Raw genomic sequence first — 19,731 nt, 5'->3', positions numbered from 1 at the left:
ATTATCAGGGAGAAAACCATGAAAAATTCAACTAATTTGGAAAACGAGTTTAATAAACAAGAACTACTAGGAGTTTTAACTCGGTTACTTACACAACGTAGTGGTTTTTATGCTAAAGTCATTCTTGCTGATTTGCAAAATTTAGGTTATTTGCAGGGAAGTTTAAACAACTCTCGCTCAGAACCAAAATTAAACATTATTTCATCTTCTGATCAAGATAAAAAAGAACCTCCACTATTACCAATTTCCGAATTACCAAGTATTCAAGTAGTTGAAAGTAAACCTGTTAAAATACAGGAACAAATACGGGAAAAAGTAGTAGAAATTGCGGCAGAAAAAACGGGATTAGCTAAAGAAGTAATTAAGTTAGAATACCGTCTTTTAGATGATCTAAATCTTGACAGCATCAAAGTTGGTTCTTTAATGGCTGAAATTGCTAAAATATATCACTTGGAAGGTGAATTTGAACCTTCAGAATTTGCCAATAGTACCTTAGGAGAAATTAGCGAAGCGATTATTTCTTATCTTCAGAAATTATCTATTCAAAAACCTAAAGTACCATCAGAACCTACTATTTCACAATCTTATGTGAGAAGTTTTACAGTTGAAATGCTAAGGGAGGAATTAACAACTGATGTTAGAGACACAGTTGAGAAAATAGCCATTGCTTGCATCAAATCTCATCATAAATTAGCTGAAAATATAGCCCAATTATGGGATGGTTTTAATATACCTGATCGCTTGTTAATTTTAATCCCAGAAACATGGGAAGATTTAACAGAAACTATAGAAATATTGACCAATGTAGCTCAAAAAACTGCTGGAAAAATTTGCGAATTAGGATTTATTCAATTTGGCAATGGTTATTTTTCTCGCTGCGAAAATAATGATCCACCTACTTCTGTTTTTAGTGTAGCTTCCTTTGCTGCAAGTTTACATTTAGAACGTCCTAAGCTGAAAATTCGGGTTGTAGAATTTGATCACAGACTGTCTTTGGAGATTATTAACCAGAAAATAAAAGCTGAATTTACCACAAGCGATAATTATAGTGTAGCTGGTTATAATTATGAAATGCAAAGAAGTCAAATGGTTTATGACTTAGCACAGAAAAAATCACAATCAAGAAATGTTAATCTCACATCAGAAGACGTAATTATCGTTACAGGTGGTGCTAAAGGAATTACGGCTGAATGTGCTATTGCTGTTGCTGAAAAATATCACTGTAAAATGGCTTTAGTTGGTAGTTCTCCTATCAATGACGAAGTACAAAATACTCTCAAAAAATACACAGATGCTCAATTAATAGCTAAATATTACTCTTGCAATATTACTGACTTAAATGCAGTCAATCAACTGATTCAAAAAGTAACAACTGAATTAGGAACTATCACAACAGTAATTCACGGAGCAGGTACTAATAAACCTCGCCGAACAGAACAAGTATCTTCTAGCGAAGCATATCAAGAAATAGCACCTAAATTAATTGGTGCGTGGAATTTGATTACAGCCTTAAAATACCATCAATTAAAATATTTTATTGCCTTTACTTCTATTATTGGAGTTACAGGAATGTTAGGGAATAGTTGGTATGCTTTTTCTAACGAAACGGTAGATTTATTATTAAGAAATCTCAAAAAACAAACAGGAACAGAGACAATAACTCTAGCCTATAGTGTTTGGAGTGAAGTAGGAATGGGTGCAAAAATGGGCAGCACTAAAACATTAGCTAATATGGGAATTGATGCTATACCTCCCCATCTTGGAGTAGCAGAATTTTTGCACTGGATAGAAAATTGTGCAGACGATCAACAAATTGTTATTGCGGCTAAATTAGGTGGTTTAGATACTTGGAGACGTAATACTTATAATTTACCCTTTGCTAATCGTTATCTAGAAAAAGTAGAGTATTTTGAACCAGGAATAGAGTTAATTGTGCGTTGTTCTCTTAATCGTCAAAATGACCTTTATGTTAATAATCATAACTTCAATGGTTCGCTATTATTTCCTACAGTATTTGGTTTAGAAGCAATGACACAAGCAGCGTCTTATGTCACAGGAATTACTAATATCAATTCTGTCAAATTAGAACATATTTCTCTTTTGCGTCCTATCGTAGTACCTGAAAATGGAGAAATCAAAATTCAGATTCACGCTAGAGTAGATAGAAATAAAGTTTTTGCAGCTATTTCTACCGAAGAATCTAATTATAAAACTCCTCATTTTTCAGCAGAAATTACCTTAAACCACAGCAATGAAAAGCCAACAAAAAATTTGAATATACCCAATAAATCTTTACATCTTGAGTCAAAAACAGATATCTATAGTTGGCTACTTTTTCAGGGTTCTACCTATCAAAATATTGACAAGGTTTATCTGCTTAATTCTGATCAAGTAATTTTGTCAACCAAGGGTTTTCATACTGATACTTCTGAAATTTGCTTTTCATCTAATAAATTAGCTCCTTTTAGTTTAGGTAGTCCACTTTTGCGTGATGTGCTGTTACAGTCTGGTCAACTTGTCCTCACACAAAATGTTTACCTACCTATCAGTATAGAGGAATGGCAGATTTTTAATATTCAAAATTTCTCCAGCAGAGGTTTTGTAGAAGCAACACTTGTTAAAGTAGAAGAGCAAACAGCAGTTAGCAATGTAGTCTTTGTTAATGATCAGAATGAAGTTATAGAAAAGATTTTTGGTTATCATATTAAATCGCTTAAACCAACTCCTGAATATCCACGTCCAAAAGATATTGGCGATCGCTCTTTCATTGAAAACAAAATTACACAAGGTTTCAAATCCTATGAACATTTATTGACAGATAAACCCCAGTTAATTGTTTACAAACATTCTGAATTATTCAATAGTTTGGACATCGAAACCCGTCATCAGATAGAACAACAAGTATTTACAGAAAAATATGCTTCTGTGAACGGAATTAATCAAGAACCAATAACTTGGTTAGACAGTGGAAAACCACAAATTCCTAACAGTAACTTACAGATTTCTATAGCTCATAGTCGCACCTTATTGTTAATGACTATTGGGCAAAATATTCAAGGTTGCGACTTAGAATTTGTGGAACAAAGAACACTAGACCACTGGTTAGAATTACTCGGAAATCAGTATCAATCTTTATTGCAGCAATTTAAAAAATATGATGATACTCTTTGCTCTTTTGCTACAAGATTATGGTGTGTCAAAGAGTCAACTTTCAAAGCTACGGGTACTTTTCCCCAATTAATTACAGTAGAAAGGAAACATGAAAGAGGAGTTATTTTTACTGTTCAAATAGAGGGTAATTCTTTTCATGTTTTAACATTTCCTGTGAATATTTGGCACAAAAACATGGTCATTGTAGCTAGTGTAGTTCATCTAAAGATAGCAGAAACGTCTGGTGAAATTGACACTGCAATACCTTCACTAGTTGAAGATTTGATAAGTGGTAAAACTATTTATAGATTCGCAACAACATTCAAAGATTGTAAAGCTATTTGTGGTAAAACATATTTTACTAACTTTCCAGTTTGGGTAGGACAACTAAGGGAACTTACATTAAACCCTGTCAGTCATAAATTGCTGCGAGACTTCCAAACTGGTGAATATGGTATAGTGACAAATGTTTCTAGCACAAGAATTTATAACGAAGCAGAAACACTGAATAATATGGTCGGCAAAATCTGGATGACTGATAAATCCAATTTAGAACAATCATTTATTGATCTAGAATTTGAATGGTTTAAAGAAAATATTGATGGAACTTTGATCAAAATCGCAGAAAGTAACCTATCTACTACATGGGTAAAAATTGCAGGACATGGTATTGTCAAACAAACACCACTACCACCTTATCTTTATGATTACTTGCAAAAAATGCTTAACAATAGTATTCCAGCAATTAGAACTGAAAATCAAATAGAATATGTTTCTATTCAAGATTTAGGAGAAATTAAATATAAATCACAGACAAAACCTCGTCCTGATCTAGTTCTGAGTAGTAAAACTTATCAAACAGGAATTTATGATAGCAATTCTGTAGGCAATCTTTATTACTCTAACTACTACGACTGGCAAGCAAAAACACTGGAGCAGTTCATTTATAAACTTATGCCTGATGTTTTTACCACAAGGAGTAAACGAGGTGAATATATTTGTCTTGAAGTTGTGGTTAATCACTTACAAGAAGCAATGCCTTTTGAAGAAATTGAGGTAAATATGTATTTAGAACGGTGGTTTACTAATGGTTTTAACCTGTACTTTGAATATTACAGCCTATCAGGAGGAAGACGTAAATTAGCTTACGGAAATAATACCTTAATTTGGGCTTTGCGTGATCATGAAAGTGCTAAACCAGTAGCTTGTGAATTACCAAAAATAATCCAGGATTATTTCCAGAAATTATTGTAATCAATGTGGAATAGGCATCTTGCCTGTCACAATTCAAAAATACAGGTAGGATGCCTGTACTACATTAAAAGTAACAGAGGTAATCAAAAATGAACCCACAAAATCAACAACAAATAGAACCTTCAATTAACAATAATTACGATGTTATTATCATCGGAGCAGGATTAGGAGGCTTAACTGCGGGTGCAAAACTTGCAAAAGAAGGGAGAAAAGTTTTGTTAGTCGAACAACATTATGTGGTCGGTGGATGTGCTACTATTTTTAAGCGCAAAGATTTCAGCTTTGAGGTAGGATTACATCAACTTGATGGGCTACATGACAAAGATCCCAAGAAAAAAATATTTGCAGAATTAGGAGTATTTGATCATGTTGAATTTATTAAAATAGATGAATTTTACCGCTTTAAAAATAATCGCCTTGATTTTACAATTCCTGCTGATGCAGAATTAGCAATTGCGAAATTATGCCAAAAATTTCCCCATGAAAAAAAAGGTATCAGAAAATTTTTTCAGAAAATAAATGCCATTGCTGAAGAAGTAACTAGATTACCAGAAGAACATTGGCAACAACTTTTATTAATGCCTGTCTTTCCTTTTATTTACCCTAATTTGACTTTGGCAATTAAGCAAACTTTGGGTAATTTTTTAGATTCAATTATCAAAGATCAAGAATTAAAATTATTACTTTGTGGAAATATGTATTATTACCATACCAATCCGTACACATTGTCTCTCGTATTTTACTCTCTTGCACAATCTAGTTATTTTCATGGATCTTGGTTTATCAAAGGTGGATCTCAAGTTTTATCTAATTATTTAGCTTCTGTAATTAAAGAGCATAACGGGGAGATATTATTATCTCATCTAGTAACCAAAATAATGACAAATAAAGGAAAAGTTATCGGGATTGAGTGCGAGAGTAAACCAAAGAAAAAGGTTAAACAATTTTTCGCTCAAACTATTATAGCTAATGCCGCTATTCCTAATATTGTAAATTTACTTCCTGATCCAGAAAATAATCTTTTACAAAAGCAGATTCAAAACTATGTCGCTGGTTGTACATTTATTGCTATTTACTTGGGTTTTAAAAGAGAAATATCTCAACTTGGCAACTTAAACTATTCTATATTTAGGTTTGATGATGATATTCATAGTTTAGATGATATGAATATTAATAATACAGCCGAATATGAGAAGCGAATCTTTACTTTTGTGGATTATAGTCAAATTGATTCAGGACTTGCTCCTTCTGGTAAAAGTACCGGATCTTTTTTATTAGTTGATCATTTATCAGATTGGGAAGGACTTAGCTTACAAGAATACAAGAAAAAGAAAGAATCAATTGCTCAAATAGCTTTAGAACGCTTAGAAAAAGAGATTCCGGGCATTAGTGGAGAGGTAGAACATTATGAAGTAGCAACATCAAAAACTATTCAAAGATATACATTAAATCCTCAAGGTACACCCTACGGATTTGCAGCTATACCTAGTCAGGTGGGATTATTTAGACTACCTAATAAATCTCCTATTCCGGGGCTTTATTTTGCCTCAGCTTGGACTTATCCAGGACATGGGTTTGGAGGAACTATTATAAGTGGTTATTTATGTGCTAGAGAAGTTCATAAATTTCTCAATATTAAAATACAACTTAAAGGTATATTAAGATAATAACGCAATTAAAAACGTGAGAAAATATGAATTTACAACTATTCAATTCTTTCAAAAAGAGCGGTACAACTACCTTAATTATGGCTATAGTTAGTTTAGGGTTTGTAACGGCGATCGCCTACTCTATAGTTAAAAAACAGTTACCGACTAAGACATCTTTACCAACTTCTTCACAAAATCAGAATCTTCCTCAAGCAATAGCAGCTTTAGGATATTTAGAACCCCAGGGAGAAGTCATTCAACTATCAGCCCCCGCTTTTATGGAAGGTGCAAGAGTTAAAAAACTTTTAGTTAACCGTGGACAACAAATAAACGCTGGACAAATCATTGCAATTCTTGATAATAGCGATCGCCTCACTGCAATTTTAGAAGAAGCTAAAACAAATGTTAAAGTTGCCAATGCCCGTTTACAACAAATAAAAGCTGGTGCAAAACAAGGTGAAATTACTGCTCAAAAATCCAAATTTCAAGCAACTCAAGCCGAATTACAAGGACAAATTGCCACCCAAAAAGCCACCATTGCTAGTTTAAAATACGATTTAGAAGGGCAAAAAAATACTCAAAAAGCTGTCATTCAGAGAATTGAATCTGAATTAAAAAATGCTCAAACAGAATGTAGTCGCTATGAAAATTTATATACAGATGGTGCTGTTTCCACTTCTCAAAAAGATAACATTTGTCTGCAAAAAGAAATCAAAGAAAATCAACTAAAAGAAGCAAAATCAACTTTAAATCAAGTTATTACCACTAAACAGGAACAAATTAATCAAGCTACCGCAAATCTTAATCGTACTATTAACACAGTTAGTCGTCAAATCAGTCAGGATCAAGCAACTTTAGCCGCAGTATCAGAAGTAAGACCTACAGATGTAATTTTAGCAAATACACAATTAGAAGCTGCACAAAAAGCCGTCAAAACTGCTCAAGCTAATTTAGATTTATCCTATGTTCGTTCCCCTCAAAATGGGCAAATTATTAAAATTCACACTTGGCCAGGTGAACTTATTAGTAATAAAGGCATTGTTGCGATTGGTAATACTCAACAAATGTATGTCACAACTGAAATATATGAAACCGATATTAATAAAGTGAAATTAGGGCAAATTGCCACCATAAAAGCTGATGGTATTGTTGAAGGATTAACGGGGATTGTGGATGAAATTGGCTTAGAAATTAGTAGCAAAAATGTATTAAGCACAGATCCAGTAGCAGACGCAGATGCTAGAGTTGTGGAAGTAAAAATTAAATTAAATCCCCAAGACAGTATCAAAGTTTCTCGGTTGACTAATTTACAAGTTAATGTCATTATTAATCCTGGAAAAACTGATAATTAATATCTTGTTTAATATCTCAATCATCACTCATAAAATCAATCATGTTTAACAAACTACCAACGGCTTGGCTACAACTAAGATATCAAAAAATTAGACTAATTGTCGCCCTTTCTGGCGTAATTTTCGCAGTAGTTATTGTTTTTATGCAGTTAGGTATTCGTGATGCTTTATTTGATAGTGCTGTTCATTTACATCAAGGATTAAATGGAGATTATTTTTTAATTAGTCCTCGTAGTACCGCTTTAATTGCTATGGAAAGTTTTCCTGAACGTCGTTTAACTCAAACTTTAGCTTTTCCAGAAGTAGATTTTGTTAACCCAATTTATTTGGGTTTTGGCCAATGGAAAAATCCTCAAACCAGAAATAATTGGCGTAATATTTTTATCATTGGTTTTGATATTAGACATCAAATTTTCGATTTACCAGGTGTTCATGAAAATATAGATAAATTAAAAATACCAGATAAAGTATTATTTGATCAAGGTTCAAGAAGTGAATTTGGTCCAGTTGTTGATGAATTTAAAAAACAAAAAACAGTAAATACTGAAATAACAGCTAGTGGAAATAATCGGAAAATCACAGTAGCTGGTTTATTTCAATTAGGTACATCTTTTGGTTCAGATGGTAATTTAATCACCAGTCATTTGAATTTTCAAAGGATTTTTTCTAACCGTAAAAAAGGGATAATAGATATTGGTTTTATTAAATTAAAACCTGATGCAAATTTAGAATATTTTGGTAAAAAAATTAAACAGTATTTACCCAAAGATGTGAAAATTTTAAGTAAACAAGAATTTATTAACTTTGAAAAAAATTACTGGCAAACTAGCACAGCAATTGGCTTTATTTTTAACTTAGGAGTTGCATTAGGAATTATTGTGGGAATTGTCGTTGTTTATCAAATTCTTTATTCTAATGTTTCTGAACATTTACCCCAATATGCTACATTAAAAGCCATTGGTTATCGTAATAAATACCTCCTATCAATGGTATTACAACAAGCTGTTTTAATTGCTATTTTAGGCTATATTCCCGGCTTTCTCATTGCCATAATTCAATACCATTTTACAAAAGCAGCTACTCTTTTACCTATAGTTATGACTTGGGAAAGAGGAATCTTTGTCTTCATCGCAACAATGTTAATGTGTTTTATTTCTGGTGCAACTGCCGTTGCTAAATTAAAATCTGCCGATCCTGCTGATATTTTTTAATAGTTTTTTAACAGTTTTGAGGAGTTTTAACTAGTTATGAACCCAAGTATAAAAATTGAGGATTTAAACCATTTTTATGGTGAAAAAGAATTAACAAAACAGGTATTATTTGATATTAATTTAGAAATTAAACCAGGAGAAATTGTAATTTTGACAGGTCCTTCTGGTTCAGGAAAAACAACTTTACTTTCCTTAATTGGTGCTTTACGCTCAGTACAAAATGGTAGTTTACAAGAATTAAATCAAGAATTATATGGAGCAAGTGAAGAGCAATTAGTACAAATACGTCGTCATATTGGTTATATTTTTCAGGCACATAATTTATTACCTTTTTTAACAGCAAGAGAAAATGTACAAATGTCCATAGAACTTCATGAAAATATTAGCAAAAAACAAGCGATCGCTAAATCAGAAGCTATATTAAAAGAAGTTGGTTTAGGTGAAAGAATAAACTATTATCCTGATAATTTATCTGGAGGACAAAAACAAAGAGTAGCGATCGCTCGTGCTTTAGTCAGTCATCCTAGCATAGTTTTAGCAGATGAACCTACAGCAGCATTAGATAAAAAAACAGGTAGAGATGTAGTTAATTTAATGCAAATTTTAGCCAAAGAGCAACATTGTACTATTTTACTTGTTACCCATGATGATCGAATTTTAGATATAGCTGATCGTGTTATTCACATGGAAGATGGAAGACTTGATACTACCACAAATTTTGCTGAATAGGAGTGTACAATCAAGAAAATATGGTTACACCACACGATCAAAATCTCAAACTTTCAGCTTTTGTGGGAAACATAATTCATACTGCTATTATGCAACGACTAAAATATACTAAAATAGAAAATTTATGCACTGATACACTAGGTCTAGTATTAAGATATCCTAATAACTTGGCTTCAACAAAAAAAATCAACCCGTGATTAAAAACGACATCTGGATTACCAAAATGGCTCAAAAAGGCATGATTTCGCCTTTTGAGTCTAGTTTAATTCGTCATTTTGAAAAACTACCCGTAATTTCATTTGGACTTAGTAGCTTTGGCTACGATATTCGACTATCGGCAGAAGATTTTCGTATTTTTAGACATATTCCCGGAACCGTTGTAGATCCTAAACATTTTAATCCTGAAAACTTGGAATCAACAAAACTTCATCAAGATCCTAATGGTAGCTACTTTATCCTTCCAGCACATTCCTATGGACTTGGGGTTGCACTTGAAAGGCTACAAATCCCGGATAACATAACAGTAATTTGCATAGGTAAAAGCACTTATGCTCGTTGTGGTATAATTGCCAATGTAACTCCTGCTGAAGCTGCTTGGCGCGGTTATTTGACTTTAGAATTATCTAATGCTTCAAGTGCTGACTGTCGTATTTATGCTAATGAGGGAATAGTGCAGTTGATGTTTTTGGAAGGTGAACCCTGTGCTGTGAATTACGAAGCACGTCAGGGTAAATATCAAGACCAATTATCTGTTGTAACTCTACCTAAGGTTTAAATTTAATGTAGAGAATAGGGGGATTAACAAATGTCAGTGCTTACAAATACCGATTTGAGAAGAATTTTATGTTATGATGAAAACCAGTGGCATGAAAAACCACTATTAATCGAGGATGGTTTAGATGATTGTATTACACCTATGGGCTATGATTTAAGGGTAGGTGGATTTTACAAAAGACTAATTGGCAAGCCAAACCTTGATACGTTAGATGAAGGAAAGTCAATTGAAATCAAGCCTGGAGATATAGCTTTAATTAGTACGTACGAAAAGCTGAAAATGCCAAAAGATGCTTCAATTTCAGCTTTGATATTATCAAGAGTATCACAAGTTTCACGTGGACTATCCAATATATCTACAAAAGTTGATCCAGGCTGGGGAGAAGGTGAACTATTAATACCAGTACAAAATTTTTCAAAAGATGTTATTACACTAAAATATAAGGAGAAATTTTGTACTATAGTATTTTTTAATAATGAATCACCAGCTTCTCCTGCATACAAACCAAGTTCAAGCAGGGCAAATTTTTTTAAATTACTTTCTCAGACAAATAGAGCATCTTTAGTAAAAGATTTTCAGCTAGGCCTAGTATCTATCTTGATAATAGGAATAGCAGTTACTATGGGCTATTCCTATTTTGGTAATTCCCCCGGTTTTGGAGTTACAGTAACAGCAGGTATAGCAATAGAAAGATTGGCCTCAGTTATAGCTTCGAGATTGATAGGTAGAAGATAATTAGAATATGATGACTGAAGCCGTTTTAGATCATCAAGAAGTGACAAAAAGAAACATTAGTCAATTATTGTCGCAATTGACTAATACCTATCAAAACACACGTAGCAAAAGAAAGGAAATTGTTACTCAGTTTAAGAGTTAAAAATTTAGTTAGATTCTTTTTTAAGCCACATTTCGCACCCGCACTGTTACGTTGTTGGAACGGATATTATGAGTCGCTCCCGAATTATTCAGCCTGGTCAAAGTTACACTTTTAGTAAATACTTTGAATTACCATTTTCTCCAGAAGATATTTTGGCAGAACTTGGTTGTGTTTATCAACGTGAAAGGCTGAAATTACCAACGACAGAATCCACACCTCGCTATATTAAGGAATTGCAACGAGTAATTGAACGTAACTTACAACGAGTTAAATTACTAAGTGAAGATGCTCGCAAACAAGCAATTATAGCGCCGATTCTTTTAGAAGTTTGTGAAATCACAGAAACTCAATTGAATATTGAATATCCTATTAGCGTTAGCGACCAATTAAAAGGTAGTTTAGACTATTACATTAATAAAGGTGAGGGTTTATTAGTTATTGAAGCTAAACAAGCTGATTTGAGTAGAGGATTTACACAATTAGCTATTGAATTAATTGCTCTTGACCAATGGATAAATTCACAAAAACCAATACTTTATGGAGCAGTAACTACTGGTGAAGATTGGCGATTTGCTATTTATAAATGTCAGCAAAAAGAAATAATTGAAGATATAAAATTATATCGAGTTCCTGAAGAATTAACTGAATTAGTTAGAATTTTAGTGGCTATAGTTAGCAATTAGTAAAGTTATTGTTAATCCTAATTTAATTTTTCACGCAGAGGCGCGGAGAGGAATAAAAATACATTTTATGGGTTTAAAATTGTATTTTTTTCAGTGGTTTATCCTGTTCATAAATCAACTGTTCTTTCATTAATAAAGCCATTTCGGCTTTTTGCAATTCTACACCTAAATACATTGCATGAGATACTTGTAAACCAGGACAATCTGTAAATATTTGCTGGGAAAGTTTATGTGCAGATTTACCAGAATAACAATTAACTACTTCTCCAGATCCAGGAGTTGTATGTTCGACAATAATTTGATTATCCTGGATAGTAATAATAAAACTACCCGCAGGATCAAAATAGTCTTTTCTTTGAGCAATTTTACTATATTGAGATGAAATTACGTTGGCGACATTTTCAAAACAATCATCATAAATATGGGCACTTTGACTAATGGTAATTAATGCCCCCATTTTTAATATATGATCGGTTTTATTAATTAAAGCATCATAAATATACTTTTGTAAAGCTCTTAATCCCATCGCATTTGCTGGCCAAGCTGAAAACATATCATTACTACGAAAAGTCGCAGTTAAAGATAGTTCATTATCCACTATTCTCACCCAAATATGATTTAAACAAGGTGGATTATCGTTATGATCTTGACTAGCATCCCATAAAGACATTACAGCCCTTGCAGAATTAATATCATGAGCTAATTTTTCAATTACCTGTTCAATTTGATCTCTCCCAAACCAAGAACGCAACCGTTGTCCATAGGTGTATTTTACCCCCTCTTGATTAATTGCATCATCTAATATTTGCGAAATATATTCTTCTAAAAAACTTCTATCTATTGGTAAATAATTAGGTTCAGGAAAATAAAAATCATCAGGTTCTTCGGTGACAACTGCCATTAAATCTATCAATTCTTGCCATTTTCCATCATAACCAGTCGGTCTAATTGTCCCCGTTGTTTTAATTCTGTGGATGATTTTTACCCAAGTTTCAGCAATGGTTTTTCCCTCAATTCTATGTCCATAGCGTGTTCCTGGAAAAACATTTGATTCAACTACATTCATGGGAAATTGTAATGGTATTCCCCAGGATGTAACTATTTTTTTATTTCCATAAAATTTGATTTTTTCAACAGCATCAGAAATTGATATTGCGTCTTGAATTTCTACAGAATGGCGTAATTTTTCTAAAGCATTGATATCAATATCAATATCAATATAACCCGGAATTAAAGAACGAATTACCCAAGATTTTCGCCCGGTATCACTAATACTTGCTTCTACACCATAACGGAAAAAATCACCTAAACATTGACAAGCACCTGCGTTTTTATCTTCTTTGGTAGCATTTAGAATAACTAAGTATCTAACATGAGGATTTAACAATAAATTACGAATTAATAAATTTATACCCCTTGTTGGTGAGTATAATTGTCCAATGACAGCATATTCAGTTTCTTTTAAATGTTTATACACAGTTTCTTTTACAGTCCATCCCGTAATTACCGCAGTTTGCCCACTTCCGTAAATTAATTGATTGGGTTTATGTTGGGCTGTATAATAAAATTGAGTAATTTGCTTGCTCACTTGACTTACCAGATTTTTATTACTAATGATTGATTATTTAGGATACAATAATTGATCTAGATTAATAAATTGTGTGATAATCATAACCTAAGTAATAAATTGATAATGGTATAATTAAGCATGGATTATCGGGATGCAGGCGTTGATGTTGAAGCAGGTAGAGCCTTTGTAGACCAAATTCGTAATTTGGTTCACAGCACCTTTAGAAAAGAGGTTTTGGGGGGACTGGGTGGCTTTGGTGGCTGCTTTCAACTCCCCACAGGTTACAAAGAACCTGTTTTAGTTTCGGGAACAGATGGTGTCGGCACAAAATTGAAAATAGCTCAAATTCTCAACCGTCATGATACTGTGGGTATAGATTTGGTGGCGATGTGCGTTAATGATGTGTTGACATCAGGTGCAGAACCCTTGTTCTTTCTTGATTATGTAGCTACGGGTAAATTAGACAAAGAACAATTAACTCAGGTAGTCGCAGGAATAGCTACAGGTTGTAAATTAGCCGGTTCAGCCTTATTAGGGGGAGAAACGGCGGAAATGCCCGGTTTTTACCAAGTTGGTGAATATGACTTGGCGGGTTTTTGTGTGGGAATTGTCGAAAAAAGCCGAATGTTAGACGGTTCTCAGGTGCAAATAGGAGATGTAGCTATAGGTTTAGCTAGTACAGGTGTCCATAGTAATGGGTTGAGTTTAGTCCGTAAAATTGTTAGTGATGGCGGGTTTGCATGGACTGATACACCAGATATACTACATGGAAAATCTATTGGTGAGACTTTCCTCACGCCCACACGCATTTATGTTAAATCTGTTTTAGCCGCTTTGCAATCAGGTTTAGAAATTCATGGTATGGCTCACATTACTGGTGGAGGTTTACCAGAAAATTTACCTAGATGTTTAAGCAAGGATCAAGCGATTAAAATGATACCCGATAGCTGGACTATTCCTCCCGTCTTTCGTTGGTTAGCTGCTGCTGGTTCTGTTGGCACTGAAGCTATGTATAATACATTTAACATGGGTATTGGTTTTGTATTATTAGTTCCACCCCAACAAGTAGAACAAATAATTACTCATTTTCAGTCTCAGGATATTCCCGCTTATGTAATTGGCGAAGTTATAACTGGAACAGGTCAATTAGTCGCTTTATTGTAAAGTAAAAAGTCTAACTTATTACCTATATTGGACTATATACACAAAACCCATCTTCATGGGTTTCAAAACCTGAATTTTTCCTTATTCCACATAGATTGACTTTGTTTGTGTAGTAGGGATCTATAATCTTTTTATACTTTGAAAACAACTGTGGTTAATTCCTTTTTCATCTGTAGCAGGATGACAAGTTATCATTATCAATATATATACAAAATATATACAAACTTTAGATTTCCTGATGGAAGTAATCAAAAATACTCATATTTATCAGCGTTAATATTTGCTAAGATAGTATTGACATATTGCAAAAATCCATTGGTGTAGTTAAAGAAGTACCTGTAATTACCATTTAGCGGTATTCGTTATATCTCACTTATTAAGTATGACCTGTTGGTGTTTTGAGAAAAATGTAATTTTTGTGTAGAGGGGTTATGGTTGCAAATTTTGCCCGGACTACTGTTTCCAAGGAACTACTAAAGCAAGTATTCCAACATATTGATGCTCAAAGTTGTCCCCAATTATTTAATTTTCATATGCACACGGTTCACTCCGATGGTAGACTAGAACCGAGTGAATTGATGAGTCAAGCGATCGCAATTGGCTTAAAAGGTCTAGCAATCACTGATCATCATAGTATTGATGGTTACAAAGTAGCCCAAGCTTGGTTAGAAAATTGGAAATGCAGTCATCCAGATACACATACTCCATACCTGTGGAGTGGTGCGGAAATTAGCGCCAATTTACTAGATACTGATGTCCACATTTTGGCTTATGCTTTTGAGTCAGAACACCCCAGCATGAAACCTTATTTACAAAAAATACCTGTGGTGGGTAAGGCTTATCAAGCAAATAACGTGATTACAGCCATTCAAGAAGCGGGGGGATTAGCCGTACTTGCTCACCCAGCCCGGTATAAGCGATCGCATTTTGATCTAATTCCTGCGGCTGTAGATAACGGAATTGATGGTGTGGAGACTTTCTACGCTTACAGTAATCCTAAACCCTGGAAACCAAGTATTGTGGAAACAGAGGAAGTACAACAGTTAGCGGAGAAATTCAATTTATTTAACACCTGTGGTACTGATACACATGGTGTAAATTTACTGCAAAGGTTGTAAATATGTATTAAAATATCTATCTAAATCTCCTCATATCTACTCAATAAGTATGCTATACTTCAGATATGAGTAAATTAACTAGATCAGAGGCGGCAAAGCTAAAAAGTGTCAGTGTTTACACTCCCAGTTGGTGAGAGTTAGAAGGCAAATTAGTACCTAAAAGAACTCCCAAAAGCTCAAAGTAGATTTGAGCTTTATTTTATACAATCGTCTGAAGAGTCCGCATTTTCCCTCTGAGCCATGGTAAAAATTTTATCAGTAGACTCAACAAAATGTTAAATCTTTCTATAATAGGAAAATTAAATATATTAGTTAACAAAACTTCAGAAATAACTTATTGAATTTTGATCCATTGTGGGGTAAGCTACAAATTCAGTGATGTGCAGTTTTTTCTCCCTTGCTCATCCCATGACTAAATCGGTCTTCCGAGAAAATGCTTCATGACCAATCTTTACCCCCTTGAGGTAGATAGATCAGGAAAAAAGAGAATTGCAGCAAACCAGGTTAATATCTGGAATGTAGTTTTCCGGTAAAGTTCCGCAGAAGACCAATAAAGGCCAGTTAATCTTAATCAAATCGGTTGAGTGGGATATGCTTTCCTCAAGATGAAAAGATTTTGTATTGCTGGGACGAAAAACAACAGCGTCAAAAGAGTACGTCTGGATCATGGTAAAAAATAAGTTATGGTAATTCTAACCATAGCTTAATTCGTGCAGCCGCACTGCCACCATAGAAACTAATCGCCCCAAAATATAAGCAAAACTTATGATCTTATTAAGAATGAATAAAGAGTAAGAATGAGAAGAAGTTGCACATAACGTGATTTGATAGTAATAAAGAAAGACTTCTTGGAAGAAAAATATGTCTTACGCGCAAACTAAGACTCAGGCTAAGTCTGGGTATCAAGCTGGGGTTAAAGATTACAGACTAACTTATTACACACCGGATTACACACCCAAAGATACAGATTTACTAGCAGCATTTCGGATGACTCCCCAACCTGGAGTTCCCCCCGAAGAAGCTGGTGCGGCTGTAGCTGCTGAGTCTTCCACTGGTACTTGGACAACAGTTTGGACAGACTTACTCACCGACCTAGATCGCTACAAAGGTCGTTGTTATGATATCGAACCAGTTCCCGGTGAAGATAACCAATACATCTGTTACGTTGCTTATCCTTTAGACTTGTTTGAAGAAGGTTCTATCACCAACGTATTGACATCTATTGTCGGTAACGTATTTGGTTTTAAAGCTTTGCGGGCTTTACGTTTGGAAGACATTCGTTTTCCAGTAGCTTACATCAAGACCTTCCAAGGACCTCCTCACGGTATTCAAGTTGAGCGCGACAAATTGAACAAATATGGTCGTCCTCTGTTGGGTTGTACAATTAAGCCCAAATTAGGTCTTTCCGCGAAGAACTACGGACGTGCTGTATACGAATGTTTACGTGGTGGTTTGGACTTCACCAAAGACGACGAAAACATCAACTCAGCACCATTCCAAAGATGGCGCGATCGCTTCTTGTTCGTAGCTGAAGCTATCAACAAAGCCCAAGCAGAAACCGGCGAAATCAAAGGTCACTACCTGAACGTTACCGCTCCTACCTGCGAAGAAATGTTGAAACGGGCTGAGTACGCTAAAGAACTCAAACAGCCCATCATCATGCACGACTACCTAACCGCAGGTTTCACCGCTAACACCACCTTGGCTCGTTGGTGTCGTGATAACGGTATTCTGTTGCACATTCACCGTGCTATGCACGCTGTAATTGACCGTCAGAAAAACCACGGTATCCACTTCCGCGTATTAGCTAAAGCTCTCCGCTTGTCTGGTGGTGATCACATCCACACCGGTACAGTTGTTGGTAAATTAGAAGGTGAACGCGGTATCACCATGGGCTTCGTTGACCTATTACGTGAAAACTACGTTGAGCAAGACAAGTCTCGCGGTATTTACTTTACCCAAGATTGGGCTTCTCTACCTGGTGTAATGGCCGTTGCTTCCGGTGGTATCCACGTATGGCACATGCCCGCGTTGGTTGAGATCTTCGGTGATGACTCCGTACTACAATTCGGTGGTGGTACTCTTGGACACCCCTGGGGTAACGCTCCCGGTGCTACAGCTAACCGCGTAGCTCTAGAAGCTTGTATCCAAGCTCGTAACGAAGGACGTAACATGGCTCGTGAAGGTAACGACATTATCCGCGAAGCTGCTAAGTGGTCTCCTGAGTTGGCTGTTGCTTGCGAACTGTGGAAAGAAATTAAGTTCGAGTTTGAAGCAATGGATACCGTCTGATCATTTAAGATTTGGGATTTTGGATTCATAAACAATCCAAAATCTAACAATCTAAAGGGCTGGGTCAAGCATGGATTTAAAGCAAATTGCGAAAGAAACAGCCAAAACTCTCCAAAGTTACCTGACTTATCAGGCATTAAGGACTGTATTGGCGCAGCTAGGCGAAACAAATCCACCTTTAGCACATTGGTTGCAAAACTTTTCCGCCGGCAAAATCCAGGATGGAGAGGCTTATATTGAGGAACTGTTTCTAGAAAAGTCAGATTTAGCCTTGCGGATTATGACTGTCAGGGAACACATAGCGGCGGAAGTGACAGAGTTTTTACCAGAAATGGTGATAACTGGTATTCAGCAGGCCAATATGGAACAGCGTCGCCAGCATCTCGAACGTATTACGCAATTAAATTTATCAAGTCCCAGCCTCGAAACTGAAAGACAAACAATATCTGATTCTGATTTAGATAATTTATCTAATTAGTCACTGGATTTTGGATTTACGATTTTGGATTTTGGATTGACCTCACCCTCAAGTTTAGAAGCTCAAAAATTTTAGATTTGGGAGTTACAATTTTTCCATCCTCAAGGATGGGGACTTGTGCCAATTTTTTGAATCTAAAATCTAAAATCTAAAATCTAAAATTCTCAATCAGTCAACCAAGTAATAAAAAATCTCCCCCACTTATCAAAAACTATGCAAACTTTACCTAAAGAGCGTCGTTACGAAACCCTTTCTTACCTTCCCCCTCTGTCTGACGCGCAAATTGCCAAGCAAGTTCAATATATTTTGAACCAAGGCTACATCCCCGCAATTGAATTTAACGAAACTTCTGAACCTACAGAACTTTACTGGACAATGTGGAAGTTACCTTTGTTCGGCGCTAAATCTACTCAAGAAGTATTGAGCGAAGTTCAAGGTTGCCGTTCTCAGTATAGCAACTGCTACATCCGTGTTGTTGGTTTTGACAACATTAAGCAGTGTCAAGTTCTTAGCTTCATTGTTCACAAACCCAGCAGATACTAAAATCTGATTTGGTTTAATTAAGCTTATTTACACCCTGTGAGAGATAGAGTTTTCTATCTCTTTTTTTTAGTTTTTAGTACAGAATATCCTTGCAGAATCGCCATAGCTAGACTAGACTTAGTTCACAAACCTAGTCCATTAAAATCATGGCAACTGTAAATATTCATCAGGCTAAGACAAACCTTTCTCGACTACTTTCCCGTGTGGAGCTTGGAGAGGAAATTATTATTTCCAACCGAGGCGTTCCAGTTGCTAAACTAGTTCCATTTCGGACATCGTTAGATCGTCGTTCTAGCTTAGGTCAAGATCGAGGAAAATTTATTGTTCCAGATGATTTTAATGCTCCTCTACCCGAAGATATTTTAGTTGCATTTGAAGGCGGTGCAGAGTGAGGCTTTTATTAGATACTCAATGCTGGTTATGGTGGTTTTCTCAACCAGAAAAGTTGAATCAGAAGGTAATTGAGCAAATTGCGGATGAAACCAATGAAGTATGGTTCTCAGTTGCTAGTGTTTGGGAGATAGGAATTAAGGTTTCCATCGGTAAGTTGCCACTACCGGAACAAATAGAAGATTATATTTCCACTCGCATGAACCAACTAGGAGCTAGATCTTTAGAGATTACTACTTCTCATGCTTTGCGGGTAGCTGCACTACCTTTACATCATCGTGATCCTTTTGACAGAATGCTGATTGCACAAGCTCAAGTAGAAGAAATGACGCTTGTAAGTCCAGATTCAACATTTAATCAATATGAAGTCTCCTTAATCTGGGCATCTAGTGAAACCTGAATTTAATAACTGGATAACTTTTGATAGCGATCGCATTCCGTCCACCGGAGGCGATCGCTCATAATATCTTAGGAAACTGCTGTATTTGGGTGAAAA

At 35.1% G+C, this 19,731-nt stretch carries 16 protein-coding genes; 15 read left to right on the top strand and 1 reads right to left on the bottom strand.

The annotated features are described in order from the left end of the window. Positions 1-18: 18 nt before the first annotated feature. The 8 genes from H6G25_RS04890 to H6G25_RS04855 all read left to right on the top strand — a co-directional run bounded on the left by H6G25_RS04890 (position 19) and on the right by H6G25_RS04855 (position 11,680). Complete coding sequence (locus H6G25_RS04890) at positions 19-4,404, top strand: SDR family NAD(P)-dependent oxidoreductase (protein WP_190391502.1); 4,386 nt, start codon at positions 19-21, stop codon at positions 4,402-4,404. Positions 4,405-4,493: 89 nt separating this feature from the next. Next, positions 4,494-6,071 carry an NAD(P)/FAD-dependent oxidoreductase gene (locus H6G25_RS04885; protein WP_190391501.1) on the top strand — a complete coding sequence of 526 codons (1,578 nt, stop codon included), beginning with the start codon at positions 4,494-4,496 and terminating at the stop codon, positions 6,069-6,071. A 26-nt stretch (positions 6,072-6,097) separates the two neighbouring features. Then, entirely contained in the window at positions 6,098-7,405 is a 1,308-nt protein-coding gene (locus H6G25_RS04880) for an ABC exporter membrane fusion protein (protein ID WP_190391500.1), read from the top strand. A 41-nt stretch (positions 7,406-7,446) separates the two neighbouring features. Further along, entirely contained in the window at positions 7,447-8,616 is a 1,170-nt protein-coding gene (gene devC / locus H6G25_RS04875) for an ABC transporter permease DevC (protein WP_190391499.1), read from the top strand. Between the two features lie 36 nt (positions 8,617-8,652). Further along, positions 8,653-9,345 carry a DevA family ABC transporter ATP-binding protein gene (locus H6G25_RS04870; RefSeq protein WP_190391498.1) on the top strand — a complete coding sequence of 231 codons (693 nt, stop codon included), beginning with the start codon at positions 8,653-8,655 and terminating at the stop codon, positions 9,343-9,345. 223 nt (positions 9,346-9,568) lie between these two features. Next, positions 9,569-10,120 (top strand): dCTP deaminase, encoded by a 552-nt coding sequence (dcd, locus tag H6G25_RS04865; protein ID WP_199319665.1) that lies wholly within the window; start codon positions 9,569-9,571, stop codon positions 10,118-10,120. A 30-nt stretch (positions 10,121-10,150) separates the two neighbouring features. After that, positions 10,151-10,855, top strand: a complete 705-nt coding sequence (locus H6G25_RS04860; RefSeq protein ID WP_190391496.1) for a hypothetical protein — start codon at positions 10,151-10,153, stop codon at positions 10,853-10,855. Between the two features lie 210 nt (positions 10,856-11,065). Further along, on the top strand, positions 11,066-11,680 hold the full coding sequence (locus tag H6G25_RS04855; protein ID WP_190391495.1) for a hypothetical protein: 615 nt from the start codon (positions 11,066-11,068) through the stop codon (positions 11,678-11,680). A gap of 73 nt (positions 11,681-11,753) precedes the next feature. Here the strand turns inward: H6G25_RS04855 and H6G25_RS04850 are convergent, their stop codons facing one another. Continuing rightward, the gene (locus H6G25_RS04850) at positions 11,754-13,268 is read right to left on the bottom strand and encodes a thymidylate synthase (RefSeq protein ID WP_190391494.1); all 1,515 of its coding nucleotides are present in this window, start codon (positions 13,266-13,268) and stop codon (positions 11,754-11,756) included. Between the two features lie 120 nt (positions 13,269-13,388). Between H6G25_RS04850 and purM the strand changes: the two genes are divergently transcribed. The 7 genes from purM to H6G25_RS04815 all read left to right on the top strand — a co-directional run bounded on the left by purM (position 13,389) and on the right by H6G25_RS04815 (position 19,635). Further along, positions 13,389-14,414: a phosphoribosylformylglycinamidine cyclo-ligase gene (purM, locus tag H6G25_RS04845; RefSeq protein ID WP_190391493.1), complete on the top strand. Its 1,026-nt coding sequence runs from the start codon at positions 13,389-13,391 to the stop codon at positions 14,412-14,414. A gap of 431 nt (positions 14,415-14,845) precedes the next feature. After that, on the top strand, positions 14,846-15,532 hold the full coding sequence (locus tag H6G25_RS04840) for a PHP domain-containing protein (RefSeq protein WP_190391492.1): 687 nt from the start codon (positions 14,846-14,848) through the stop codon (positions 15,530-15,532). Positions 15,533-16,393: 861 nt separating this feature from the next. Beyond that, positions 16,394-17,824: a form I ribulose bisphosphate carboxylase large subunit gene (locus H6G25_RS04835; RefSeq protein WP_028090545.1), complete on the top strand. Its 1,431-nt coding sequence runs from the start codon at positions 16,394-16,396 to the stop codon at positions 17,822-17,824. Positions 17,825-17,894: 70 nt separating this feature from the next. After that, a complete protein-coding gene (locus H6G25_RS04830) occupies positions 17,895-18,302 on the top strand; it encodes a chaperonin family protein RbcX (protein WP_137908328.1) in 408 nt (135 codons plus the stop codon). A gap of 213 nt (positions 18,303-18,515) precedes the next feature. Next, on the top strand, positions 18,516-18,845 hold the full coding sequence (locus H6G25_RS04825; RefSeq protein ID WP_028082366.1) for a ribulose bisphosphate carboxylase small subunit: 330 nt from the start codon (positions 18,516-18,518) through the stop codon (positions 18,843-18,845). A gap of 146 nt (positions 18,846-18,991) precedes the next feature. Beyond that, complete coding sequence (locus H6G25_RS04820) at positions 18,992-19,237, top strand: type II toxin-antitoxin system Phd/YefM family antitoxin (protein WP_137908329.1); 246 nt, start codon at positions 18,992-18,994, stop codon at positions 19,235-19,237. Next, on the top strand, positions 19,234-19,635 hold the full coding sequence (locus H6G25_RS04815; protein ID WP_190391491.1) for a PIN domain-containing protein: 402 nt from the start codon (positions 19,234-19,236) through the stop codon (positions 19,633-19,635). The genes H6G25_RS04820 and H6G25_RS04815 overlap by 4 nt, the downstream gene beginning before the upstream one ends. Positions 19,636-19,731 lie beyond the last annotated feature (96 nt).

This window comes from Dolichospermum sp. FACHB-1091 (assembly GCF_014697585.1).
Lineage (GTDB): Bacteria > Cyanobacteriota > Cyanobacteriia > Cyanobacteriales > Nostocaceae > Dolichospermum.
This window is presented reverse-complemented; position numbering and strand designations above follow the sequence as displayed.

Coding starts and splice junctions, on each gene's coding strand:
- H6G25_RS04825 (WP_028082366.1), top strand. CDS start 18,516: ATGCAAACTTTACCTAAAGAGCGTCGTTACGAAACCCTTTCTTACCTT.
- purM (WP_190391493.1), top strand. CDS start 13,389: ATGGATTATCGGGATGCAGGCGTTGATGTTGAAGCAGGTAGAGCCTTT.
- H6G25_RS04855 (WP_190391495.1), top strand. CDS start 11,066: ATGAGTCGCTCCCGAATTATTCAGCCTGGTCAAAGTTACACTTTTAGT.
- H6G25_RS04820 (WP_137908329.1), top strand. CDS start 18,992: ATGGCAACTGTAAATATTCATCAGGCTAAGACAAACCTTTCTCGACTA.
- H6G25_RS04885 (WP_190391501.1), top strand. CDS start 4,494: ATGAACCCACAAAATCAACAACAAATAGAACCTTCAATTAACAATAAT.
- H6G25_RS04860 (WP_190391496.1), top strand. CDS start 10,151: ATGTCAGTGCTTACAAATACCGATTTGAGAAGAATTTTATGTTATGAT.
- H6G25_RS04830 (WP_137908328.1), top strand. CDS start 17,895: ATGGATTTAAAGCAAATTGCGAAAGAAACAGCCAAAACTCTCCAAAGT.
- devC (WP_190391499.1), top strand. CDS start 7,447: ATGTTTAACAAACTACCAACGGCTTGGCTACAACTAAGATATCAAAAA.
- H6G25_RS04835 (WP_028090545.1), top strand. CDS start 16,394: ATGTCTTACGCGCAAACTAAGACTCAGGCTAAGTCTGGGTATCAAGCT.
- H6G25_RS04880 (WP_190391500.1), top strand. CDS start 6,098: ATGAATTTACAACTATTCAATTCTTTCAAAAAGAGCGGTACAACTACC.
- dcd (WP_199319665.1), top strand. CDS start 9,569: ATGGCTCAAAAAGGCATGATTTCGCCTTTTGAGTCTAGTTTAATTCGT.
- H6G25_RS04870 (WP_190391498.1), top strand. CDS start 8,653: ATGAACCCAAGTATAAAAATTGAGGATTTAAACCATTTTTATGGTGAA.
- H6G25_RS04890 (WP_190391502.1), top strand. CDS start 19: ATGAAAAATTCAACTAATTTGGAAAACGAGTTTAATAAACAAGAACTA.
- H6G25_RS04840 (WP_190391492.1), top strand. CDS start 14,846: ATGGTTGCAAATTTTGCCCGGACTACTGTTTCCAAGGAACTACTAAAG.